Annotated in this window: 32 protein-coding genes; all 32 read left to right on the top strand. The window is 65.3% G+C overall.

Translation table 11 applies throughout. The annotated features are described in order from the left end of the window. Positions 1 to 201 precede the first annotated feature (201 nt). Complete coding sequence (rpsL, locus tag GWK18_RS03940; protein WP_123824898.1) at positions 202 to 576, top strand: 30S ribosomal protein S12; 375 nt, start codon at positions 202 to 204, stop codon at positions 574 to 576. Next, positions 576 to 1046, top strand: coding sequence for a 30S ribosomal protein S7 (gene rpsG / locus GWK18_RS03945; RefSeq protein WP_123824899.1), 471 nt, complete (start codon positions 576 to 578; stop codon positions 1044 to 1046). Before rpsL ends, rpsG begins: the two co-directional genes overlap by 1 nt. Before the next feature lie 108 nt (positions 1047 to 1154). Beyond that, a complete protein-coding gene (fusA, locus tag GWK18_RS03950; protein ID WP_123824900.1) occupies positions 1155 to 3269 on the top strand; it encodes an elongation factor G in 2115 nt (704 codons plus the stop codon). 252 nt (positions 3270 to 3521) lie between these two features. Beyond that, positions 3522 to 4712: an elongation factor Tu gene (tuf, locus tag GWK18_RS03955; RefSeq protein WP_123824901.1), complete on the top strand. Its 1191-nt coding sequence runs from the start codon at positions 3522 to 3524 to the stop codon at positions 4710 to 4712. Between the two features lie 474 nt (positions 4713 to 5186). Next, a complete protein-coding gene (gene rpsJ / locus GWK18_RS03960) occupies positions 5187 to 5495 on the top strand; it encodes a 30S ribosomal protein S10 (protein WP_013349689.1) in 309 nt (102 codons plus the stop codon). A gap of 17 nt (positions 5496 to 5512) precedes the next feature. After that, entirely contained in the window at positions 5513 to 6169 is a 657-nt protein-coding gene (gene rplC / locus GWK18_RS03965; RefSeq protein ID WP_123824902.1) for a 50S ribosomal protein L3, read from the top strand. A 6-nt stretch (positions 6170 to 6175) separates the two neighbouring features. Beyond that, positions 6176 to 6802, top strand: a complete 627-nt coding sequence (gene rplD / locus GWK18_RS03970; protein ID WP_123824903.1) for a 50S ribosomal protein L4 — start codon at positions 6176 to 6178, stop codon at positions 6800 to 6802. Beyond that, positions 6799 to 7098, top strand: coding sequence for a 50S ribosomal protein L23 (gene rplW / locus GWK18_RS03975; protein ID WP_123824904.1), 300 nt, complete (start codon positions 6799 to 6801; stop codon positions 7096 to 7098). The genes rplD and rplW overlap by 4 nt, the downstream gene beginning before the upstream one ends. A 36-nt stretch (positions 7099 to 7134) precedes the next feature. Next, positions 7135 to 7974, top strand: a complete 840-nt coding sequence (gene rplB, locus GWK18_RS03980; protein ID WP_166833336.1) for a 50S ribosomal protein L2 — start codon at positions 7135 to 7137, stop codon at positions 7972 to 7974. 13 nt (positions 7975 to 7987) lie between these two features. Beyond that, positions 7988 to 8269 (top strand): 30S ribosomal protein S19, encoded by a 282-nt coding sequence (rpsS, locus tag GWK18_RS03985; RefSeq protein ID WP_047691968.1) that lies wholly within the window; start codon positions 7988 to 7990, stop codon positions 8267 to 8269. A 55-nt stretch (positions 8270 to 8324) separates the two neighbouring features. Beyond that, complete coding sequence (rplV, locus tag GWK18_RS03990) at positions 8325 to 8690, top strand: 50S ribosomal protein L22 (protein WP_123824906.1); 366 nt, start codon at positions 8325 to 8327, stop codon at positions 8688 to 8690. Further along, positions 8691 to 9527, top strand: a complete 837-nt coding sequence (rpsC, locus tag GWK18_RS03995) for a 30S ribosomal protein S3 (RefSeq protein WP_166833338.1) — start codon at positions 8691 to 8693, stop codon at positions 9525 to 9527. After that, complete coding sequence (gene rplP / locus GWK18_RS04000) at positions 9527 to 9943, top strand: 50S ribosomal protein L16 (protein WP_123824908.1); 417 nt, start codon at positions 9527 to 9529, stop codon at positions 9941 to 9943. Before rpsC ends, rplP begins: the two co-directional genes overlap by 1 nt. Before the next feature lie 3 nt (positions 9944 to 9946). Beyond that, entirely contained in the window at positions 9947 to 10198 is a 252-nt protein-coding gene (gene rpmC / locus GWK18_RS04005; protein WP_123824909.1) for a 50S ribosomal protein L29, read from the top strand. Beyond that, positions 10195 to 10473 (top strand): 30S ribosomal protein S17, encoded by a 279-nt coding sequence (gene rpsQ / locus GWK18_RS04010; protein ID WP_123824910.1) that lies wholly within the window; start codon positions 10195 to 10197, stop codon positions 10471 to 10473. The genes rpmC and rpsQ overlap by 4 nt, the downstream gene beginning before the upstream one ends. 419 nt (positions 10474 to 10892) lie before the next feature. Next, positions 10893 to 11261 (top strand): 50S ribosomal protein L14, encoded by a 369-nt coding sequence (gene rplN / locus GWK18_RS04015; protein ID WP_123824911.1) that lies wholly within the window; start codon positions 10893 to 10895, stop codon positions 11259 to 11261. Next, positions 11261 to 11605: a 50S ribosomal protein L24 gene (rplX, locus tag GWK18_RS04020; RefSeq protein ID WP_166833340.1), complete on the top strand. Its 345-nt coding sequence runs from the start codon at positions 11261 to 11263 to the stop codon at positions 11603 to 11605. The genes rplN and rplX overlap by 1 nt, the downstream gene beginning before the upstream one ends. Continuing rightward, complete coding sequence (rplE, locus tag GWK18_RS04025) at positions 11605 to 12162, top strand: 50S ribosomal protein L5 (protein WP_123824913.1); 558 nt, start codon at positions 11605 to 11607, stop codon at positions 12160 to 12162. The genes rplX and rplE overlap by 1 nt, the downstream gene beginning before the upstream one ends. A gap of 69 nt (positions 12163 to 12231) precedes the next feature. Beyond that, positions 12232 to 12630, top strand: coding sequence for a 30S ribosomal protein S8 (gene rpsH / locus GWK18_RS04030; RefSeq protein WP_123824914.1), 399 nt, complete (start codon positions 12232 to 12234; stop codon positions 12628 to 12630). Between the two features lie 30 nt (positions 12631 to 12660). Continuing rightward, positions 12661 to 13197, top strand: a complete 537-nt coding sequence (gene rplF, locus GWK18_RS04035; protein ID WP_123824915.1) for a 50S ribosomal protein L6 — start codon at positions 12661 to 12663, stop codon at positions 13195 to 13197. A 2-nt stretch (positions 13198 to 13199) separates the two neighbouring features. After that, positions 13200 to 13571, top strand: coding sequence for a 50S ribosomal protein L18 (gene rplR, locus GWK18_RS04040; protein WP_123824916.1), 372 nt, complete (start codon positions 13200 to 13202; stop codon positions 13569 to 13571). Continuing rightward, entirely contained in the window at positions 13568 to 14278 is a 711-nt protein-coding gene (gene rpsE / locus GWK18_RS04045; RefSeq protein WP_123824917.1) for a 30S ribosomal protein S5, read from the top strand. The genes rplR and rpsE overlap by 4 nt, the downstream gene beginning before the upstream one ends. Continuing rightward, positions 14278 to 14484, top strand: coding sequence for a 50S ribosomal protein L30 (gene rpmD, locus GWK18_RS04050; RefSeq protein ID WP_123824918.1), 207 nt, complete (start codon positions 14278 to 14280; stop codon positions 14482 to 14484). The genes rpsE and rpmD overlap by 1 nt, the downstream gene beginning before the upstream one ends. Before the next feature lie 2 nt (positions 14485 to 14486). Beyond that, a complete protein-coding gene (gene rplO, locus GWK18_RS04055) occupies positions 14487 to 14984 on the top strand; it encodes a 50S ribosomal protein L15 (protein ID WP_166833342.1) in 498 nt (165 codons plus the stop codon). Between the two features lie 437 nt (positions 14985 to 15421). Then, positions 15422 to 16732: a preprotein translocase subunit SecY gene (gene secY, locus GWK18_RS04060; RefSeq protein WP_123824920.1), complete on the top strand. Its 1311-nt coding sequence runs from the start codon at positions 15422 to 15424 to the stop codon at positions 16730 to 16732. A 66-nt stretch (positions 16733 to 16798) separates the two neighbouring features. After that, a complete protein-coding gene (locus tag GWK18_RS04065; protein ID WP_123824921.1) occupies positions 16799 to 17362 on the top strand; it encodes an adenylate kinase in 564 nt (187 codons plus the stop codon). Between the two features lie 138 nt (positions 17363 to 17500). Next, a complete protein-coding gene (map, locus tag GWK18_RS04070; RefSeq protein ID WP_123824922.1) occupies positions 17501 to 18331 on the top strand; it encodes a type I methionyl aminopeptidase in 831 nt (276 codons plus the stop codon). A gap of 198 nt (positions 18332 to 18529) precedes the next feature. Continuing rightward, entirely contained in the window at positions 18530 to 19702 is a 1173-nt protein-coding gene (rlmN, locus tag GWK18_RS04075) for a 23S rRNA (adenine(2503)-C(2))-methyltransferase RlmN (protein ID WP_166833394.1), read from the top strand. A gap of 248 nt (positions 19703 to 19950) precedes the next feature. Next, positions 19951 to 20172 carry a translation initiation factor IF-1 gene (gene infA / locus GWK18_RS04080; protein ID WP_047691983.1) on the top strand — a complete coding sequence of 74 codons (222 nt, stop codon included), beginning with the start codon at positions 19951 to 19953 and terminating at the stop codon, positions 20170 to 20172. A gap of 62 nt (positions 20173 to 20234) precedes the next feature. Beyond that, positions 20235 to 20348: a 50S ribosomal protein L36 gene (rpmJ, locus tag GWK18_RS04085; protein ID WP_012397712.1), complete on the top strand. Its 114-nt coding sequence runs from the start codon at positions 20235 to 20237 to the stop codon at positions 20346 to 20348. 183 nt (positions 20349 to 20531) lie between these two features. After that, positions 20532 to 20900, top strand: coding sequence for a 30S ribosomal protein S13 (gene rpsM, locus GWK18_RS04090; protein WP_123824923.1), 369 nt, complete (start codon positions 20532 to 20534; stop codon positions 20898 to 20900). Positions 20901 to 20992: 92 nt separating this feature from the next. Then, a complete protein-coding gene (gene rpsK, locus GWK18_RS04095; protein WP_047691985.1) occupies positions 20993 to 21397 on the top strand; it encodes a 30S ribosomal protein S11 in 405 nt (134 codons plus the stop codon). Positions 21398 to 21467 lie beyond the last annotated feature (70 nt).

The following is a 21467-nucleotide window of genomic DNA, read 5'->3' on the forward strand; positions in this document are numbered from 1 at the left end:
GAGATACGCAGGTTGTATCTCGGTGCCACTTTTTTGCGTGTCCACAGACGCAGTTCTCACCTTTCCAGGTTCACCAGGACCCGGGTGGGCTCGTGTCTGACCGGCCGCCGGCGGAACGCGGGAGGGATCGAGTGGCTCGGAAGAGTCCTAGACCAAACCCGCGGCGCCGCAGACAGCGGCCCGCCACCACCAGGAGACGAAGTGCCAACAATTCAGCAGCTCGTCCGCAAGGGCCGCAGCCCCAAGGTCGTCAAGACCAAGGCTCCGGCGCTTAAGGGCAACCCCATGAAGCGTGGCGTGTGCACCCGTGTGTACACCACCACTCCCAAGAAGCCGAACTCCGCCCTCCGTAAGGTCGCCCGTGTGCGCCTCAACGGCGGCGTCGAGGTCACCGCTTACATCCCCGGCGAGGGCCACAACCTGCAGGAGCACTCGATCGTGCTCGTTCGCGGCGGTCGTGTGAAGGACCTTCCGGGTGTCCGCTACAAGATCGTTCGCGGCGCCCTCGACACCCAGGGTGTCAAGGGCCGCGGCCAGGCACGCTCCCGCTACGGCGCGAAGAAGGAGAAGAAGTAATGCCTCGTAAGGGTCCCGCTCCCAAGCGCCCGCTCGTCGTCGACCCCGTCTACGGTTCGCCGGTCGTCACGCAGCTGATCAACAAGGTCCTCCAGGACGGCAAGAAGTCCACCGCCGAGCGCATCGTCTACGGTGCCCTCGCCGGTGTCGAGCAGAAGACCGGCTCCGAGCCGGTTGCCACCCTGAAGAAGGCCCTGGAGAACGTCAAGCCCGCGCTGGAGGTTCGCTCCCGCCGTGTCGGTGGCGCCACCTACCAGGTTCCGGTTGAGGTCCGCGCCGGTCGTTCGACCGCCCTGGCCCTGCGCTGGCTGGTCGGCTACGCCAAGGTTCGCCGCGAGAACACCATGACCGAGCGTCTCATGAACGAGATCCTCGACGCCTCCAACGGCCTCGGTGCCGCGGTCAAGCGCCGCGAGGACACCCACAAGATGGCTGACTCCAACAAGGCCTTCGCCCACTACCGCTGGTAATACCAGCCCCGCTGGTACCATCGGCCCGGTTCGCCGCCTCGATTCTCGAGGGAGATTCCGCGTTGTCGCGGCGGCGAACCGTCGGCTACACCTCAGAAGGGACACACCGTGGCACTTGACGTGCTTACCGACCTCAAGAAGGTCCGCAACATCGGCATCATGGCGCACATCGATGCCGGCAAGACGACCACCACCGAGCGCATCCTGTTCTACACCGGCATCAACCACAAACTCGGCGAGACGCACGACGGCGCCTCGACGATGGACTGGATGGAGCAGGAGCAGGAACGCGGCATCACGATCACGTCCGCGGCTACCTCGTGCTACTGGCACGACAACCAGATCAACATCATCGACACCCCGGGCCACGTGGACTTCACCGTCGAGGTGGAGCGTTCGCTGCGCGTGCTCGACGGCGCCGTCGCAGTGTTCGACGGCAAGGAGGGTGTCGAGCCCCAGTCGGAGACCGTGTGGCGTCAGGCCGACAAGTACGACGTTCCCCGCATCTGCTTCGTCAACAAGATGGACAAGCTCGGCGCGGACTTCTACTTCACCGTCGACACCATCATCAACCGCCTCGGCGCCAAGCCGCTGGTTCTCCAGCTGCCCATCGGTTCCGAGTCGGACTTCGTGGGCGTCGTCGACCTGCTCACCATGAAGGCACTGGTCTGGGAGGGTGACTCCAAGGGCGACGTGTCCCTGGGCGCCTCCTACCAGACCCAGGAGATCCCGGCCGATCTGCAGGATCGCGCCGAGGAGTACCGCAACAACCTGATCGAGGACGTCGCCGAGGCCGACGACGAGCTCATGGAGAAGTACCTGGGCGGCGAAGAGCTGACCCTGGACGAGCTCAAGGCCGGCATCCGCAAGCTGACGATCAACTCCGAGGCCTACCCGGTCCTGTGCGGTTCCGCGTTCAAGAACCGCGGCGTGCAGCCCATGCTCGACGCCGTGATCGACTTCCTGCCCTCGCCGCTGGACGTCCCCGACGTCCAGGGCCACGCGGTCAACGACGAGGAAGAGGTCATGACCCGCCCCGCGGACTCGACCGCTCCGTTCTCCGCGCTGGCCTTCAAGGTCGCCACCCATCCGTTCTACGGCACCCTGACCTACACCCGCGTGTACTCGGGCAAGGCCAAGGCCGGCGAGCAGGTGCTGAACTCGACCAAGGGCAAGAAGGAGCGCATCGGCAAGCTGTTCCAGATGCACTCCAACAAGGAGAACCCGGTCGAGGAGATCCAGGCCGGCCACATCTACGCGGCCATCGGTCTGAAGGACACCACCACGGGCGACACCCTGTGCGATCAGGCGAACCCGATCGTGCTCGAGTCCATGTCCTTCCCCGCCCCCGTGATCTTCGTGGCCATCGAGCCGAAGACCAAGGGTGACCAGGAGAAGCTGTCCACGGCCATCCAGAAGCTCTCGGCGGAGGACCCCACCTTCACCGTGTCCCTGAACGACGAGACCGGCCAGACCGAGATCGGCGGCATGGGCGAGCTCCACCTGGACATCCTGGTGGACCGGATGAAGCGCGAGTTCAAGGTCGAGGCCAACGTGGGCAAGCCCCAGGTGGCCTACCGCGAGACCATCAAGAAGGCCGTCGAGAAGGTCGACTACACCCACAAGAAGCAGACCGGTGGTTCCGGTCAGTTCGCAAAGGTGCAGGTCTCCTTCGCCCCGATCGAGCTGGACGCCGAGGAGCTCTACGAGTTCGACAACGCCATCACGGGTGGCCGCGTCCCGCGCGAGTACATCCCCTCCGTGGATGCCGGCATCCAGGACGCCATGCAGTTGGGCGTGCTGGCCGGTTACCCGGTGGTCGGTGTCAAGGCCACCCTGGTCGACGGCGCCTACCACGACGTCGACTCCTCGGAAATGGCATTCAAGATCGCCGGCTCCATGGTGTTCAAGGAAGGTGCCAAGCGCGCCAACCCGGTCCTGCTGGAACCGCTCATGGCCGTCGAGGTCCGTACTCCGGAGGAGTACATGGGCGACGTCATCGGTGACCTGAACTCCCGCCGTGGTCAGATCCAGTCCATGGAGGACGTCACGGGCGTCAAGTTGGTCAAGGCCAACGTGCCGCTGTCGGAGATGTTCGGCTACATCGGCGACCTGCGTTCCAAGACCCAGGGCCGTGCCGTGTACTCGATGCAGTTCGACTCGTACTCAGAGGTCCCCAAGGCCGTCGCGGACGAGATCATCCAGAAGAACCGCGGCGAGTGACTCGCTGACGCGGCGGGTCGAGGTCATCGACCCGCCGCGTCGTCCGGGCCCGGCCCGGAACACCTCGAGGGTCCGTCCCGCCACCTGAGGCGGTGGGACCGCCCTCCACCCCCAGGAATCGATTTTCACCAATCGGTCCACCCGACTACACTTGCAGAGGTTTCTGTCCGCTGCAGCGCCTCTTGACCCCGCGCCAGCGGGCACGCAAGGTTTCCAACACGCTCCAGCATCACGTTTCTAGGAGGAACAACTATGGCGAAGGCCAAGTTCGAGCGCACCAAGCCGCACGTCAACATCGGCACCATCGGCCACGTCGACCACGGCAAGACCACGCTCACTGCCGCCATCTCCAAGGTTCTGGCCGACAAGTACCCGGACCTCAACGAGCAGCGCGATTTCGGCATGATCGACTCCGCTCCCGAGGAGCGCCAGCGCGGCATCACGATCAACATCGCGCACATCGAGTACCAGACCGAGAAGCGTCACTACGCCCACGTCGACGCCCCGGGTCACGCCGACTACGTCAAGAACATGATCACCGGTGCAGCTCAGATGGACGGCGCCATCCTGGTGGTTGCTGCAACTGACGGCCCCATGGCCCAGACCCGCGAGCACGTTCTGCTGGCCCGCCAGGTGGGCGTCCCCACCCTGCTGGTCGCGCTGAACAAGTCCGACATGGTCGATGACGAAGAGCTCCTCGACCTGGTCGAGATGGAGGTCCGCGAGCTGCTCTCCGATCAGGGCTTCGACGGCGACAACGCTCCCGTTGTCCGCGTCTCCGCTCTGAAGGCTCTCGAGGGCGACGCCGAGTGGGTCAAGTCCGTCGAGGACCTCATGGAGGCCGTTGACGAGTTCATCCCGGACCCCGTCCGCGAGACCGACAAGCCCTTCCTCATGCCCATCGAGGACGTCTTCACCATCACCGGTCGTGGCACCGTTGTGACCGGCCGTGCCGAGCGTGGCACCCTGCCGATCAACTCCGAGGTCGAGATCGTCGGCATCCGCCCGATCCAGAAGACCACCGTGACCGGTATCGAGATGTTCCACAAGCAGATGGACGAGGCGCTGGCCGGCGAGAACTGTGGCCTGCTCCTGCGTGGCCTCAAGCGCGACGACGTCGAGCGTGGCCAGGTCGTGTGCAAGCCGGGTTCCATCACTCCGCACACCAACTTCGAGGCGAACGTCTACATCCTGTCCAAGGACGAGGGTGGCCGTCACAACCCGTTCTACTCGAACTACCGTCCGCAGTTCTACTTCCGGACCACCGACGTCACCGGGGTCATCACCCTGCCGGAAGGCACCGAGATGGTCATGCCCGGTGACAACACCGAGATGACCGTTGAGCTGATCCAGCCCATCGCCATGGAGGACGGCCTCGGCTTCGCCATCCGTGAGGGTGGCCGCACCGTCGGCTCCGGCAAGGTCACCAAGATCATCAAGTGATCACTCACTGACTGATCTGGACCTCGGGCCACCGGCCCGATCCGGACACAGCACAGGGCCCCGCACCGATTCGTCGGCGCGGGGCCTTGTGCCGTGTACTGCCCGTGCATGACCTCGACCACAGGGACACGCCCGGGGTTGCGGCGGGCTCGGACGCCGTGGCAGGATAGACGCTGTTGTTCGCAAGCCGTGGCATGTCCGCGGGTGGTGATTCCCGGTTGTCATCGAGAATCCACAGCCGCCCGGACGTCACGGACGAACCCGAGAACGACCACCCCGCATTCACAACACGGCAACAGCATGCGCACGGCGCATGTACGACACGCCCGAGCGCGGGGGACGGTGCTTCGGTGGGGCGAGGAACCCGGGACACCGGATTCGGCCCACGCGAAGCGGCACTCACCGGAGTGCCACACACAAGGAGCTTCGAGCTCCGTCACAGGGAAGTACTTGAAGAAAGAGAGTCACGACGCCATGGCGGGACAGAAAATCCGCATCCGGCTGAAGTCCTATGACCACGAGGTCATTGACGTCTCGGCCCGCAAGATCGTCGAGACGGTGACCCGTGCCGGCGCAACCGTCGTCGGCCCCGTGCCGCTGCCGACCGAGAAGAACGTGTACTGCGTCATCCGCTCGCCGCACAAGTACAAGGACAGCCGCGAGCACTTCGAGATGCGTACGCACAAGCGGCTGATCGACATCGTGGACCCGACGCCGAAGGCTGTCGACTCGCTCATGCGACTCGACCTGCCGGCCGACGTCAACATCGAAATCAAGCTCTGATAAGGACCGCAGACGCAATGACTACGACTTACGAACGCCAGATGAAGGGCATTCTGGGCAAGAAGCTCGGCATGACCCAGGTCTGGGACGAGGACGGAAAGCTCGTCCCGGTCACCGTCGTGCAGGCCGACACCAACGTCGTGACTCAGCTTCGCACCGCCGACAAGGACGGCTACTCCGCCATCCAGATCGGCTACGGTCAGATCGACCCCCGCAAGGTGACCAAGCCGCTGGCCGGTCACTTCGAGAAGGCCGGTGTGACTCCCCGCCGCCACGTCGTCGAGGTCCGCACCTCCGACGCCGGCGAGTACGAGCTCGGTCAGGAACTTTCCGTTGAGCTGTTCGAGGCCGGCCAGTTGGTCGACGTCGTCGGCACGACCAAGGGCAAGGGCACCGCCGGTGTCATGAAGCGCCACGGCTTCGCCGGTGTGGGCGCCTCCCACGGTCAGCACAAGAACCACCGCAAGCCGGGTTCGATCGGTAACGCCTCCTTCGCCGCCCGCGTGTTCAAGGGAATGCGCATGGCAGGCCGGATGGGCCACGACCGACACACGACCATGAACCTCAAGGTCCAGGCCGTTGACGCCGAGAACTCCCTGCTGCTCATCAAGGGCGCCTTGCCGGGCCCCAAGGGTTCGGTCGTCCTCGTCCGCACCGCCGTGAAGGGAGCCTGATAAGCCATGGCAACAGAGACCATCAACGTGGAACTGCCCGCCGAGATCTTCGACGCCAAGACCTCCGTGCCGCTGATGCACCAGGTCGTCGTCGCCCAGCTGGCTGCCGCCCGTCAGGGCACCCACAAGACCAAGCGCCGCGGTGAGGTGTCCGGTGCCGGACGCAAGCCGTTCAAGCAGAAGGGCACCGGCCGCGCCCGTCAGGGTTCGATCCGCGCCCCGCACATGACCGGTGGCGGCATCGTGCACGGCCCCGTGCCGCGCGACTACTCGCAGCGCACCCCCAAGAAGATGAAGGCCGCCGCTCTGCGTGGCGCCCTCTCGGACCGCGCTCGCCACAACCGCATCCACGTCGTGGCCGAACTGGTCGCGGGAGAGACCCCCTCGACCAAGGCCGCCAAGGCTGCTCTGGCCGGGCTGACCGAGCGCAAGAACCTGCTCGTCGTGCTCGACCGCCAGGACGACGTCGCCGCACTGTCGGTGCGCAACCTGGAGAACGTGCACAGCCTGTACGCCGACCAGCTCAACACCTACGACGTGCTGGTTGCCGACGACGTGGTCTTCACCAAGGCCGCCTACGACGCATTCGTCGACGCGGCTCAGACCGGCAAGAAGCAGGAGGACGCCAAGTGAGCGTGACCTACAAGGACCCGCGTGACGTCATCATCGCGCCTGTTGTCTCCGAGAAGGCCTACGGCCTGATCGACCAGGGCCAGTACACCTTCTTCGTCGCCAACGACGCGAACAAGATCGAGATCAAGCAGGCCGTCGAAGCGATCTTCGACGTCAAGGTTGCCTCGGTCAACACCGCCAACCGCGACGGCAAGCGCAAGCGCACCCGCTTCGGCTGGGGACAGCGCAACCGCACCAAGCGCGCCATCGTGACCCTCTCCGAGGGCACCATCGACATCTTCGGAGGCCAGGGCTGATCGCCCTAAGGCCACACCTATCGAGGAATTTCAAACATGGCTATTCGTAAGCACAAGCCGACGACGCCGGGCCGCCGTGGCTCGTCCGTCGCGGACTTCGCAGAGATCACCCGATCGACTCCGGAGAAGTCCTTGCTGCGCCCGCTGCCCAAGAAGGGCGGACGCAACAACCTGGGTCGCATCACCACCCGTCACAAGGGCGGTGGCCACAAGCGCCAGTACCGCGTGATCGACTTCCGTCGGCACGACAAGGACGGCGTGGACGCCAAGGTCGCTCACATCGAGTACGACCCCAACCGCACCGCACGCATCGCACTGCTGCACTACGTGGACGGCACCAAGCGCTACATCGTGGCGCCGAACCGTCTCAAGCAGGGCGACGTCGTCGAGAGCGGCCCCGGCGCCGACATCAAGCCCGGCAACAACCTGCCGCTGCGCAACATCCCCGTCGGTACCGTGATTCACGCCGTGGAACTGCGGCCCGGTGGCGGTGCCAAGCTCGCACGTTCCGCCGGCGCCTCCGTCCAGCTGGTCGCCAAGGAAGGCAAGTACGGCCAGCTCCGTCTGCCCTCCGGTGAGATCCGCAACGTCGACGTGCGCTGCCGCGCGACGATCGGCGAGGTCGGAAACGCCGAGCAGTCCAACATCAACTGGGGCAAGGCCGGCCGCAACCGCTGGAAGGGCATCCGCCCGACCGTGCGCGGTGTGGTCATGAACCCTGTCGATCACCCGCACGGTGGTGGTGAAGGCAAGACCTCCGGTGGCCGTCACCCGGTCAACCCGAACGGTAAGCCCGAGGGCCGTACCCGTCGCCCCAACAAGGAAAGCGACAAGCTGATCGTCCGCCGTCGCCGTACCGGCAAGAACAAGCGCTAAGGGAGCCTGAACCATGCCACGCAGCCTGAAGAAGGGCCCTTTCGTCGACCAGCACCTTTTCGTGAAGGTGGCCAAGGAGAACGAGAAGGGCACCAAGAACGTCATCAAGACGTGGTCGCGCCGCTCGATGATCATCCCCGACATGCTCGGGCACACGATCGCCGTGCACGACGGCCGTAAGCACATCCCGGTGTTCATCACCGAGTCCATGGTTGGTCACAAGCTCGGTGAGTTCGCTCCCACGCGTACTTTCCGTGGCCATGTGAAGGACGACAAGAAGGGCAAGCGCCGCTGACCCTCTCGGTCCAGCAGCGTTTAGCACTTCGTCAAGAGACGAGAAGAGGAAAGCAATGGAAGCCAAGGCATCTGCGCGGTACGTCCGCGTGACGCCGATGAAGGCCCGGCGCGTCGTCAACCTGATCCGTGGCCAGCAGGCACACGAGGCACTGGCCATCCTGAAGTTCGCCCCGCAGGGTGCTTCGGAGCCGGTGTTCAAGGTTCTGTCGTCCGCAGTGGCCAACGCCCGCCAGGCAGCCGACCGTCAGGGCCTGCCCTTCCGCGAGGAAGAGCTGGTCGTGTCCGAGGCATTCGTGGACGAGGGACCGACCATGAAGCGGTTCCGCCCGCGTGCCCAGGGCCGCGCCTACCGGATCAACAAGCGCACGAGCCACATCACCCTGGTCGTGGCCACCCCGGAGAACGAGGAGGTCCGCTAAGTGGGACAGAAGATCAACCCCAACGGTTTCCGACTGGGAATCACCACGGACCACGTTTCGCACTGGTTCGCTGATTCCACGAAGGAAGGCCAGCAGTACAAGGACTACGTCCGTGAGGACGTGCAGATCCGCAAGCTGATGGACACCGGCATGGAGCGCGCCGGTATCTCGAAGGTCGAGATCGAGCGCACCCGTGACCGCGTCCGCGTCGACATCCACACCGCCCGGCCGGGCATCGTCATCGGCCGCCGCGGCGCCGAGGCCGATCGCATCCGCGGCGAGCTCGAGAAGCTCACCGGCAAGCAGATCCAGCTGAACATCCTCGAGGTCAAGAACCCCGAAGCGGATGCCCAGCTGGTTGCCCAGGGTGTCGCCGAGCAGCTGGCCTCCCGCGTGGCCTTCCGCCGCGCCATGAAGAAGGCCATCCAGTCCGCGCAGCGTGCGGGCGCCAAGGGTATTCGTATCCAGTGCGCCGGCCGTCTGGGCGGTGCGGAGATGTCCCGCTCGGAGTTCTACCGCGAAGGCCGTGTGCCCCTGCACACCCTGCGCGCGAACATCGACTACGGCTTCTTCGAGGCCAAGACCACCTTCGGCCGCATCGGCGTGAAGGTCTGGATCTACAAGGGCGATCTGACCGACAAGGAACTGGCTGCTCAGGAAGCTGCCGCTCCCTCCCGCGGCCGTGGCGGCAACGACCGTCGCGGTGGTGGCGAGCGTCGTCGTCGCAACGACCGTAATGACCGTGGTGGTCGCCGCGGGGAGCGCACCGAGCGCACCGCGGAGGCCCCTGCCGCCGAGGCCCAGGCCCCGGCGTCCAACGCAGAGGGTGGTAACTGATGCTCATCCCCCGTCGTGTGAAGTATCGCAAGCAGCACCACCCCAAGCGGAGTGGTATGGCAAAGGGCGGCACCGAGGTCACCTTCGGTGAGTGGGGCATTCAGGCCCTGACCCCGGCCTACGTCACCAACCGGCAGATCGAGGCAGCTCGTATCGCCATGACCCGCCACATCAAGCGTGGCGGCAAGGTCTGGATCAACATCTACCCGGACCGTCCCTTGACCAAGCGCCCCGCCGAAACCCGTATGGGTTCCGGTAAGGGCTCGCCCGAGTGGTGGGTCGCCAACGTCAAGCCGGGTCGCGTGATGTTCGAGCTCGGCGGTGTGTCCGACGAGGTCGCTCGCGAGGCCCTGCGCCTGGCGATCCACAAGCTCCCCATGAAGGCACGCATTGTGCGTCGCGAAGGCGGTGAATGATCAATGGCTGTTGGATCCAAGGATCTGAGCATTGAGAAGCTCGAAGAGCTCGACAACGACGCTTTGTACACCGAGCTGAAGAAGGCCAAGGAAGAGCTGTTCAACCTGCGCTTCCAGTCGGCGACCGGTCAGCTCGAGTCCAACGGCCGCCTCAAGGCCGTCAAGCGTGACATCGCCCGCATCTACACGGTTCTGCGCGAGCGCGAGCTCGGCATCCGTGCCACGAACACCACCGATGAGGATGATGCCAAGTGACCGAGCAGGCACAGAAGACCGAGGAGCGCGGCTACCGCAAGACCCGCCGTGGCTACGTCACCTCGGACAAGATGAACAAGACCGTCGTCGTTCAGCTGCAGGACAACGTCAAGCACGCCCTGTACGGCAAGGTCATGCGTCGCACCAAGAAGGTCAAGGCCCACGACGAGGAGAACTCGTGCGGGATCGGCGACCTGGTGCTGATCGCGGAGACCCGCCCGCTGTCCGCGGACAAGCACTGGCGCGTCGTCGAGATCATCGAGAAGGCCAAGTGATCCCAGCGGCCCTTCGCCGCTAGATCGCCCCGACCGGCAACGGTCCGGCAACGGCCCGTACGCTCCCGCAACGGCGGGGGAGTGCGGGCCGTTGTGCTGCTCACACAAGACTGCCCGCCCTGGGTTCGCACGACGACGTCGTGGTAAGGTTGACGTCTTGTGTGGGCAGTTCTATGCCCTCACCCCTCTGCTCTTTCGTGCCAGCGCATAATGCCCGCAACGTCCTTGCGCCTTCGGGTGGCCAGGAATCGCCGCGAGTTCAGATGCTTCTGGCACGAATAGGCCGAGCCCCTGCCGCAGCGTGCGCGTCTTACGCACGACCAGAGGTGGAGGGGAATTTATCCGACGAGCTGTTCCGCTAGGCCCGCCCCTGCTCAACCGAAGGGTGCTGGAACCGGCGTGACGACAGGAGACAACAAGTGATTCAGCAGGAGTCGCGGCTGACCGTCGCCGACAACTCGGGTGCGAAGGAAATCCTGACCATCCGCGTTCTCGGTGGATCCGGTCGCCGCTACGCAGGCATCGGTGACACCATTGTCGCCACGGTGAAGGATGCCACCCCCGGCGGCAACGTGAAGAAGGGCGACGTCGTCAAGGCCGTCGTCGTTCGCACCAAGAAGCAGCGTCGCCGCCCGGACGGTTCCTACATCCGTTTCGACGAGAACGCCGCAGTGATCCTCAAGTCCGACGGTGACCCCCGCGGCACCCGCATCTTCGGCCCCGTGGGCCGCGAGCTGCGCGACAAGAAGTTCATGAAGATCGTCTCGCTGGCACCGGAGGTGCTCTGATGCCCAAGTTCAAGATCAAGACCGGCGACCTGGTCCAGGTCATTTCCGGCAAGAAGGACAACAAGGGCAAGCAGGGCAAGGTCCTGCGTGTCATCCCCGAGACCCAGCGTGTGGTCGTCGAGGGCGTCAACGTCGTGACGCGGCACAAGCGCGCCACGATGCAGGGTGAGTCCGGCGGCATCGAAAAGGTCGAGGCCCCGATCCACATCTCCAACGTGGCCCTGGTGGACCCCGAGACCAAGAAGCCGACCAAGGTCGGTTACCGCACCGAGACCGTCGAGCGCAACGGCCGCACCAAGACCGTGCGCGTTCGCGTGTCCAAGAGCACTGGTAAGGATCTGTGATGACCGAAACCACCGCCCCCAGCTTCAAGACCAAGTTCCAGGACGTGGTCGTCCCCGCTCTGCAGGAGCAGTTCAACTACTCCAACGTCATGGAGACGCCGCGCATCGTCAAGGTCGTCGTCAACATGGGTGTGGGTGACGCCGCCAAGGACTCCAAGCTCATCGACGGCGCCGTTCGCGACCTGACCGCCATCACCGGTCAGAAGCCCGTGATCAACCGCGCCAAGAAGTCCATCGCGCAGTTCAAGCTGCGTGAGGGAATGCCCATCGGCTGCCACACCACGCTGCGTGGCGACCGCATGTGGGAGTTCCTGGACCGCCTGGTGAGCCTTGCCCTGCCGCGTATCCGCGACTTCCGCGGACTCTCGGACCGCCAGTTCGACGGCAACGGCAACTACACCTTCGGCCTCACCGAACAGTCGATGTTCCACGAAATCGATCAGGACAAGATCGACCGCGTTCGCGGTATGGACATCACCGTGGTGACCACTGCCAAGACCGACGACGAGGGCCGCGCGCTGCTCAAGGCGCTCGGTTTCCCCTTCAAGACCAACTGACGACTACGTCTCAGGTCCCACGGGTGAAGACCCGGTGGGAAACCAAGACGAGGAAGGGCACGAGCCCACATGACCATGACAGATCCTGTCGCAGACATGCTGACCCGTCTGCGCAACGCAAACTCTGCCTACCACGACACCGTGAGCATGCCGTACTCCAAGCTCAAGGGCCGGGTTGCAGAGATCCTCAAGACCGAGGGTTACATCGCCGACTGGTCGGAAGAGCCGGCCAAGGTCGGCAAGACCCTGGTCCTGACCCTCAAGTTCGGTCCGCAGCGCGAGCGTTCGATCGCCGGCGTCCGCCGTATCTCCAAGCCGGGCCTGCGCGTTTACGCCAAGTCCACCAACCTGCCGCGCGTTCTGGGCGGGCTGGGCATCGCCATCCTCTCGACCTCTTCCGGTCTGCTCACCGACAAGCAGGCTGCCAAGAAGGGCGTGGGCGGCGAGGTCCTGGCCTACGTCTGGTGATCCGGTAGCAGAGAAAGGAAGGAAGAGAACATGTCACGTATTGGACGTCTCCCCATCTCTGTGCCCGCCGGCGTCGAGGTGAAGATTGACGGCTCCCAGGTGTCCGTGAAGGGCCCCAAGGGGGAGCTGAACCACACGGTGTCCGCACCGATCGAACTGTCCCAGGAGGACGGCACGATCACGGTCACCCGTCCCAACGACGAGCGCGAGTCCCGTTCCCTGCACGGCCTGACCCGCACCCTGATCCAGAACATGATCGTGGGTGTGACCGATGGCTACAGCAAGGGTCTGGAGATCGTCGGCACCGGTTACCGTGTGCAGGCGAAGGGCCAGAACCTGGAGTTCGCTCTGGGCTACTCGCACCCGATCACCTTCGAGGCCCCCGAGGGCATCGAGTTCGCCGTCGAAGGCGCGAACAAGGTGACCGTCAAGGGCATTGACAAGCAGCAGGTCGGCCACGTGGCCGCCAAGATTCGCGGTCTGCGCGCCCCCGAGCCCTACAAGGGCAAGGGCGTCCGCTACGCGGGCGAGCAGATCCGCCGCAAGGCCGGAAAGGCAGGTAAGTGATCATGGCTCTGAGCATCAAGGGCAAGTCCAAGGCCGCACAGCGTGCGCGCCGGCACGCCCGCGTTCGCAAGTACGTCACGGGCACTGCCGAGCGTCCGCGCCTGGTCGTGACCCGTTCGACCCGGCACATGTTCGTGCAGGTCATCGACGACACCCGCGGCGTCACCGTTGCATCGGCCTCCACAATGGAAGCCGAGCTGCGTGGCTCCGAGGCTGACAAGTCCGAAAAGGCAAAGCGCGTGGGCGAACTGGTCGCCGAGCGTGCGAAGGCCGCTGGCATCGAGGCCGTCGTGTTCGACCGCGGAGGCAACAAGTACCACGGTCGAGTGGCTGCCGTCGCCGACGGCGCCCGTGAGGGAGGTCTGGCACTGTGAGCGAGCAGAACACCGAAAACACCGAGAACGTGGCAGCCGAGGCTGGCACCGAGTCCAACACCGCAGCCGGCAACGAGCGTGGCGGCCGTGGTGAGCGCAACGAGCGCGGTGGCCGCAACAACGACCGCGGTGGCCGTGGTGGCCGTGGCGAGCGTGGCGGCCGTGGACGTGAGCGCGACGAGGAGAAGGACAAGTTCCTCGAGCGCGTCGTGACCATCAACCGCGTGGCCAAGGTCGTCAAGGGCGGCCGTCGCTTCAGCTTCACCGCACTGGTCGTCGTCGGTGACGGCGACGGCATGGTCGGCGTCGGCTACGGCAAGGCCAAGGAAGTTCCCGCGGCCATCTCCAAGGGCGTCGAGGAGGCGAAGAAGAACTTCTTCCGCGTCCCGCGCGTCGAGAAGCGCACCATCCCGCACCGTGTGCAGGGTGAGGCCGCTGCCGGTGTGGTCATGCTGCGTCCGGCAACCCCGGGTACCGGTGTCATCGCCGGTGGTCCGGTGCGTGCGGTCCTGGAGTGCGCGGGCATTCACGACGTTCTCTCGAAGTCCCTCGGGTCTTCCAACCAGATCAACATCGTGCACGCGACCATCGAGGCTCTTCGCCAGCTCGAGGAGCCGGCGGCTGTCGCGGCTCGTCGTGGCCTGCCCATGGACGAGGTCGTTCCCGCCCCGCTGCTGCGCGAACTCCAGCAGAAGGCAGGTGCGTGATGACGCAGAAGCGAATCCAGGCCGACGGCCGGGAGCTCAAGATCACCCAGATCCGCTCCATGGTCGGGCAGAAGCAGAACATGCGCGACACCCTTCGTTCCCTGGGCTTGAAGAAGCCCGGCAACGTCGTGGTTCGCAAAGCCGATGAGGCGACCGCGGGCATGATCAACACCGTGGCTCACCTCGTGACGGTTGAGGAGGCCTGAGCATGGCTGAGAACACTGAGAACGTCGCCGAGAACATCTCGGCGGACGGCACCACCAAGGACGCCCTGAAGGTCCACCACCTCAAGCCGGCCCCCGGCGCCAAGAAGGCTCGCACCCGTGTGGGCCGTGGTGAGGGTTCCAAGGGCAAGACCGCCGGTCGCGGTACCAAGGGCACGAAGGCTCGTTACCAGGTGAAGCCCGGCTTCGCCGGTGGCCAGCTGCCGCTGCACATGCGCCTGCCCAAGCTGCGCGGGTTCACCAACCCGTTCCGCGTGGAGTACCAGGTCGTGAACCTGGACCGCCTGGGCGAGCTGTTCCCCGAGGGGGGCACCGTCGGCATCGAGGAGCTCGTGGCCAAGGGCGCGGTTCGCAAGAACCAGCCGGTCAAGGTCCTCGGCGACGGCGAGATCTCTGTGGCGGTCAACGTGACCGCCAACAAGTTCTCCACCTCCGCCGCGGAGAAGATCGCCGCCGCCGGTGGCTCCACCACCACTGCGTGATCACTGACGCGGCGTCGGGAATGTCCTGACGCGACCAAGGCCCTCACTTCCCCTCCGGGAGGTGAGGGCCTTGTCTCATACAGGGGCATTGACGGCATTGACGGCATTGACGGCGTGCGCGGAGGCGAGATTGCAGTTTGATCGCTCCTGGCACCTTCAGCAGCGATCAAACTGCCCATTCGCCGGCGGAAACCCCGTGTGAGACTTCCCTCCCCGCGTAGATGCTGCGATCCTTGACCGTTTCGTTAGACTTGCGGGGGCCAAGACGGCCTACTGCACGCATTGCACCGACGCCCGCTCGAGCAGCGCGCGGCCCGGCGGGTCGCCCAGGGGAGGGTTGGGGCTCATCAGCCCCGTCCGAATCCCACGCTCAACACGCGGGGCCGGCAACATGACCGGCCGGCCCACGGTCGAGACCAAGACCCTAGGAGAGATCTGTGCTCAGCGCTTTCGGTCGGGCGTTCACGACCCCCGAGCTGCGGACCAAGATTCTGTTCACCATCGGGATGATCGTGATCTACCGACTGGGTACCTTCGTTCCAGCCCCCGGCGTGGACTACGGCAACGTCCAGCAGTGTCTGGCATTGGGGAACACCTCGGGCGGGGTCTACGACCTGGTCAACCTGTTCAGCGGTGGCGCCCTCCTACAGGTCTCGATCTTCGCCCTGGGCGTGATGCCGTACATCACGGCCAGCATCATCGTGCAGTTGCTGCGCGTGGTCATCCCCAGGTTCCAGGAACTGCACGAGGAAGGTCCCCAGGGCCAGGCGAAGCTCACCCAGTACACCCGCTACCTGACCATCGGGCTGGCATTGCTCAATGCGACCACCGTGGTCTCCTTGGCCCGCAGCGGTCAGCTGCTCGCCGGTTGTCCTCTGCCCGTGATTCCGAACGACACGATCCTGACCACCTTGATCATCATCGTGACCCTCACCGCCGGTACCACGGTGATCATGTGGCTGGGTGAGCGCATCACGGACAAAGGCGTGGGCAACGGCATGTCCCTGCTGATCTTCACCTCGATCGCCGCGGGCTTCCCCACGGCACTGGGCCAGATCTTCAACACCAAGGGCTGGGGCCCCTTCTCCCTGGTCCTGCTGATCGGGCTGGTCGTGATCGTGTGCGTCGTGTTCGTGGAGCAGTCCCAGCGTCGCGTGCCCGTGCAGTACGCCAAGCGCATGGTGGGCCGACGGACCATCGGTGGATCGACGACCTACATCCCGCTCAAGGTCAACATGGCGGGCGTGATCCCGATCATCTTCGCGTCCTCGATGCTCATGCTGCCCGGGCTGGTCTCGCAGTTCGCCATGCCCACGGACGGTTCGCCGGTGCCGGCCTGGATCAACTGGGTCAACACCTACCTGGCCTCCGGGGACCATCCGGTATACATGGTGGCGTACTTCCTGCTGATCGTGTTCTTCACGTACTTCTACGTCTCGATCACGTTCAACCCGGAGGAGGTCGCCGGGAACATGAAACGCTACGGCGGATTCATCCCGGGCATCCGCGCCGGGCAGCCCACGGAGTCCTACCTGCGCTACGTCATCAACCGGATCACCCTCCCGGGTGCGCTCTACCTGGGTATCGTGTCCATGATCCCGTTGATCGCGCTGGTGCTGTTCAACGCCAACCAGAACTTCCCGTTCGGCGGACCGTCCCTGCTGATCATGGTGGGTGTCGGTCTGGACACCGTGAAGCAGATCGACGCCCAGCTCCAGCAGCGCCACTACGAGGGCCTCCTGCGCTGAGCCGCGGCTCACCGGGACACATTCACGACACGAAGCCAGAGAAGACGAGCAAGCAGGAGAGTGAACATGACCCGCATGTTGATCATCGGCCCCCCGGGCGCAGGCAAGGGCACCCAGGCGGTCCGCATTGCCGAGCGACTGGGCATCCCCGCGATCTCCACCGGAGACATCTTCCGGTTCAACATCAAGAACGGGACGGAGTTGGGCAAGGAGGCCCAGTCCTACACCGACGCCGGCAACCTGGTCCCCGATTCGGTGACCAACCGCATGGTCCGTGACCGCTTGGCCGAGGACGACGCGCAGAACGGCTTCCTCCTGGACGGGTACCCGCGCAACGCCGCGCAGGTCGAGGAACTCGACGCGATCCTCTCGGAGCGCGGTGAGAACCTGGACGTGGTGCTCAAGCTCAACGCCGAGACCGAGGAGCTCGTCCAGCGACTGCTGGGCCGCGCCGCCGAGCAGGGGCGAGCCGATGACACCGAGGACGTGATCCGGCACCGTCTGGACGTCTACGAAGAGGAGACGGCCGTCGTCGTCGACATCTACGACGCCCGCGGAATCGTGCGGGAGGTCGACGGCCTCGGCTCGATCGACGAGGTCACCGAGCGAATCGTGGCAGCCCTGGGCTGATCGGCCCAGCCACGTGCTGTTGCGTGAGGCCCCCGACCCGCGTCGGGGGCCTCACGCATGGCCGGCCACCCGAGCCCATCAGCGCTCACGACAACCACCCATCACCCTGTACCCACCCTGTACCGAGGAGAACCGCAGATGTTCGGTCGCCGCCGCATCGAGTACAAGTCCGATGCCCAACTGCGCACCATGGTCCGTGCCGGAGTCGTGACCTCACGTGCCCTGGATGCCGCGGTGGCCGCCGCTCGCCCCGGGGCGAGCACGGCGGACCTCGACGCCGCTTTCCGTGAGGTCCTGGCCGCCAACGGCGCGACCTCGAACTTCCTGGGCTACTTCGGCTACCCGGCCACCGTGTGCGTGTCCGTCAACGACGAGGTCGTCCACGGGATCCCCGGTGACCGGGTGCTGCAGGAGGGCGACATCCTCTCGATCGACGGCGGCGCGATCGTGGACGGTTTCAATGGAGACTCCGCGCGCACCGTGATCCTGGGGGAGCCGAGTGAGTCGGATCGCCGCCTCTCGGAGGTGACCCGGGACGCGATGTGGCACGGCATCGCCGCCATGGCAACGGGTACTCACGTGGGGGACATCGGTGCTGCGATCGAGGACCGGGTACGGGCCCTGGCCGGGGAGAAGTACGGCATCCTGGAGGACTACGTGGGGCACGGCATCGGCTCCCAGATGCACATGGCACCCGACGTGCTGAACTACCGGTCCGGCCAGAAGTCGGCGGCCCTCAAGCCCGGGATGTGCCTGGCCATCGAACCCATGCTGGTGACCGGTGGGATCGAGACCAAGGTCCTGGAGGACGACTGGACCGTGATCACGACCGACGGCGGCCGGGCCTGCCAGTGGGAGCACTCCGTCGCCCGCCACAAGGGTGGCATCTGGGTGCTCACCGCCGAGGACGGAGGAGCCGCAGAGCTGGAACCGTTGGGCGTCACCCCCGTGCCCGTTCCGGAGCCCTGAACGGAGGGACGCCGACGACGTCGTCGGGCATCCCCGACCCCGTTCCGACCGGAACCCCTTTCGGACCCAACCTGTAGCCTCGAGACCACACACCGTGACCATTCAGGAGACACCGTGAGCGAGAACCGCACACCCCTGCCCGACCCCACCGTCGGCCCGGTGGGCTCCGACCCCGCCCCCGCGACCGCTGCCGCGGACATCGAACAGGACTTCCGCAACACGGATCCCGATGCCGGCACCCCGGACACCCCGCGACCCGTTCCCGGCCAACTGGTCTTCAAGGCCGCGCGCCGGGGCAAGCCGCCGCGCCACATCGCCGACACGGACATGACCGGGCGCCGCGAGATGCTCAAGGAGATGGGGCACAAGCCCTTCCGCGCCGAGCAGCTCTCCCGGCACTACTTCGAGCGCTTCGCGGCAAAGCCTGAGGACATGACCGACCTGCCCAAGAACGGTCGCGACCAACTGGTGCACGACACCATGCCGGAACTCCTGCAGAGCGTGCGGACCTTGCACGCGGACAACGGGGACACCGTCAAGCGCGTCCACCGTCTCTACGACGGCGCACTCGTGGAGTCCGTCCTGATGCGCTACCCGAACCGGGTGACCATGTGCATCTCCTCCCAGGCAGGCTGCGGCATGAACTGCCCGTTCTGCGCCACGGGACAGGCGGGGCTCACCCGCAACCTGTCGCCGGCGGAGATCGTGGGCCAGGTGGTTGAAGGCATTCGGATGCTGCGCGACGGCGAAGTGGGACGGCGCGAGCAGGACCCGCTGCGGGTTTCGAACATCGTGTTCATGGGCATGGGGGAGGCCCTGGCCAACTACAAGGCCACCATGGAGGCGGTCCACAGGTTGATCGATCCCGCTCCCGAAGGTCTCGGCATCTCCGCACGCGGACTCACCATGTCCACGGTCGGGCTGGTGCCGGGCATGCGCAAGTTCACCCGGGAGGGGCTGCCCATCACCCTCGCCTTGTCCCTGCACGCACCCGACGACGAACTGCGGGACGAACTCATCCCGATCAACACCCGCTGGAAGGTCGACGAGGCCCTGGACGCTGCCCGCGAGTACTTCGACGCCACGGGCCGCCGGATTTCCATCGAGTACGCGCTGATCCGAGACATCAACGACCAGGGCTGGCGGGCCGACCTGCTGGGGGAGAAGCTCAATGCGCGAGGACGGGGTTGGGTGCACGTCAACCCCATCCCGCTGAACCCCACCCCCGGGTCCAAGTGGACAGCCTCGCGCCGCGGTGTGGAACAGAACTTCGTCGAGCGTCTCCGCGCCCACGGCATTCCGACCACCGTGCGCGACACCCGCGGATCGGACATCGACGGCGCCTGCGGACAGCTGGCGGCCGCGAGCTAGCAAGGTCACACGAGCCGGGCCATCTCCCGTCTTGTCCCAGAGGGCAACCGCGCGTATTCTTGACTGCTGGTTGTCTGCGTCCTCCCATGCGCTCTGCCAGAACATCTCGACACTTCACACCGCTCGTGACCCCGTTCAGGGTTCGACGACGAGCCATGACGTGCGCGCGATGCGGGTGGAGCGGGAGGCCGCCACTAGAACCGAACCCCCGCCCGGAGATCCACCGGGCACAGAAGTGAGCGGAGTACATGGCTAAAAAAGACGGAGTCATCGAGATCGAAGGCGCTGTGGTCGAAGCTCTCCCGAACGCAATGTTCCGGGTGGAGTTGGATAACGGACACATCGTTCTTGCCCACATCTCCGGAAAGATGCGCCAGCACTACATCCGAATCCTCCCCGAGGACCGGGTCGTGGTGGAGCTAAGCCCCTACGACCTCTCACGGGGTCGGATCGTCTACCGCTACAAGTGAGTTGCGGCGCAACGGGCACCCCGTTGCGTTGTCATCTCGAACAGCTAACGCGAAGGAATGCGATGAAGGTCCAGCCGAGCGTGAAGCAGATCTGCGACAAGTGCAAGGTGATTCGCCGTAACGGGCGAGTCATGGTGATCTGCGAGAACCCGCGCCACAAGCAGCGTCAGGGCTGATTCAGCCCCGATGCACAGCCCGCAACCGCGGGTGACATTGCACCGCTCCCGACCGGAGAGATTCAGGCGGGCACCCTCGGACAACAGAGGCCGAGGACCGCGGCACCGCAAGGACACCGTCCCTGCAGCCGGACCGCGGAAAGCGATGCTCCAGACCTCTGAGAACTAAGGAGAACCGCCACAATGGCTCGTCTCGCAGGCGTCGATCTGCCCCGCGAAAAGCGGATCGAAATCGCCCTTACCTACATCTACGGCGTGGGCCGCACTCGTGCGCTCGCGACTCTCGAGGCCACCGAGATCTCGGGAGACATCCGGGTCAAGGACCTCACCGATGCGCAGCTCGTCCAGCTGCGTGACTACATCGAGGGCAACTACAAGGTGGAGGGTGACCTTCGCCGTGAGGTGGCCGCCGACATCCGCCGCAAGGTCGAGATCGGCAGCTACCAGGGTCTGCGTCACCGCCGGGGTCTGCCCGTGCACGGTCAGCGCACCAAGACGAACGCCCGCACCCGTAAGGGTCCGAAGCGCACCGTCGCCGGCAAGAAGAAGTAAGTAACCGAAGATCCTTCGGCGAATCATCTCGCCCCTGGCTCAGACCAACACGGTTCAGACCACCTCGTTAGAGACCTAGCAGGAGAAGCTCAATGCCCCCAAAGACTCGTGCGACGGCCGCCCGCAAGCCGCGTCGCAAGGACAAGAAGAACATCACCTCGGGCCAAGCCCACATCAAGTCGACGTTCAACAACACCATCGTCTCCATCACCGATCCCAGCGGCGCAGTGCTGTCCTGGTCCTCGGCCGGTGAGATGGGTTTCAAGGGTTCGCGCAAGTCGACCCCTTACGCCGCTCAGATGGCCGCCGAGGCCGCTGCCAAGCGCGCCCAGGAACACGGTGTCCGCAAGGTTGACGTCTTCGTGAAGGGCCCGGGTTCGGGTCGCGAGACCGCGATTCGTTCGCTGCAGGCCACCGGCCTGGAGGTCGGCTCCATCCAGGACGTCACCCCCAGCGCCCACAACGGCTGCCGCCCGCCCAAGCGTCGTCGCGTTTGATCACTTGCACGCATCGCTGGTTGCCCCACCCAGGTAGGGGCGACCAGCGGTACGTGCATCACGCGGTTCG

The sequence above is a fragment of the Kocuria sp. JC486 genome, assembly GCF_011602805.1.
Lineage (GTDB): Bacteria > Actinomycetota > Actinomycetes > Actinomycetales > Micrococcaceae > Kocuria > Kocuria soli.

Coding starts and splice junctions, on each gene's coding strand:
- rpsH (WP_123824914.1), top strand. CDS start 12,232: ATGACCATGACAGATCCTGTCGCAGACATGCTGACCCGTCTGCGCAAC.
- rpmJ (WP_012397712.1), top strand. CDS start 20,235: ATGAAGGTCCAGCCGAGCGTGAAGCAGATCTGCGACAAGTGCAAGGTG.
- infA (WP_047691983.1), top strand. CDS start 19,951: ATGGCTAAAAAAGACGGAGTCATCGAGATCGAAGGCGCTGTGGTCGAA.
- map (WP_123824922.1), top strand. CDS start 17,501: ATGTTCGGTCGCCGCCGCATCGAGTACAAGTCCGATGCCCAACTGCGC.
- rplF (WP_123824915.1), top strand. CDS start 12,661: ATGTCACGTATTGGACGTCTCCCCATCTCTGTGCCCGCCGGCGTCGAG.
- rplP (WP_123824908.1), top strand. CDS start 9,527: ATGCTCATCCCCCGTCGTGTGAAGTATCGCAAGCAGCACCACCCCAAG.
- rplR (WP_123824916.1), top strand. CDS start 13,200: ATGGCTCTGAGCATCAAGGGCAAGTCCAAGGCCGCACAGCGTGCGCGC.
- rpmC (WP_123824909.1), top strand. CDS start 9,947: ATGGCTGTTGGATCCAAGGATCTGAGCATTGAGAAGCTCGAAGAGCTC.
- rplX (WP_166833340.1), top strand. CDS start 11,261: ATGCCCAAGTTCAAGATCAAGACCGGCGACCTGGTCCAGGTCATTTCC.
- rpsJ (WP_013349689.1), top strand. CDS start 5,187: ATGGCGGGACAGAAAATCCGCATCCGGCTGAAGTCCTATGACCACGAG.
- rpsG (WP_123824899.1), top strand. CDS start 576: ATGCCTCGTAAGGGTCCCGCTCCCAAGCGCCCGCTCGTCGTCGACCCC.
- tuf (WP_123824901.1), top strand. CDS start 3,522: ATGGCGAAGGCCAAGTTCGAGCGCACCAAGCCGCACGTCAACATCGGC.
- rplO (WP_166833342.1), top strand. CDS start 14,487: ATGGCTGAGAACACTGAGAACGTCGCCGAGAACATCTCGGCGGACGGC.
- rpsK (WP_047691985.1), top strand. CDS start 20,993: ATGCCCCCAAAGACTCGTGCGACGGCCGCCCGCAAGCCGCGTCGCAAG.
- rpmD (WP_123824918.1), top strand. CDS start 14,278: ATGACGCAGAAGCGAATCCAGGCCGACGGCCGGGAGCTCAAGATCACC.
- GWK18_RS04065 (WP_123824921.1), top strand. CDS start 16,799: ATGACCCGCATGTTGATCATCGGCCCCCCGGGCGCAGGCAAGGGCACC.
- rplV (WP_123824906.1), top strand. CDS start 8,325: ATGGAAGCCAAGGCATCTGCGCGGTACGTCCGCGTGACGCCGATGAAG.
- rpsS (WP_047691968.1), top strand. CDS start 7,988: ATGCCACGCAGCCTGAAGAAGGGCCCTTTCGTCGACCAGCACCTTTTC.
- rplC (WP_123824902.1), top strand. CDS start 5,513: ATGACTACGACTTACGAACGCCAGATGAAGGGCATTCTGGGCAAGAAG.
- rplB (WP_166833336.1), top strand. CDS start 7,135: ATGGCTATTCGTAAGCACAAGCCGACGACGCCGGGCCGCCGTGGCTCG.
- rplD (WP_123824903.1), top strand. CDS start 6,176: ATGGCAACAGAGACCATCAACGTGGAACTGCCCGCCGAGATCTTCGAC.
- rplE (WP_123824913.1), top strand. CDS start 11,605: ATGACCGAAACCACCGCCCCCAGCTTCAAGACCAAGTTCCAGGACGTG.
- rpsM (WP_123824923.1), top strand. CDS start 20,532: ATGGCTCGTCTCGCAGGCGTCGATCTGCCCCGCGAAAAGCGGATCGAA.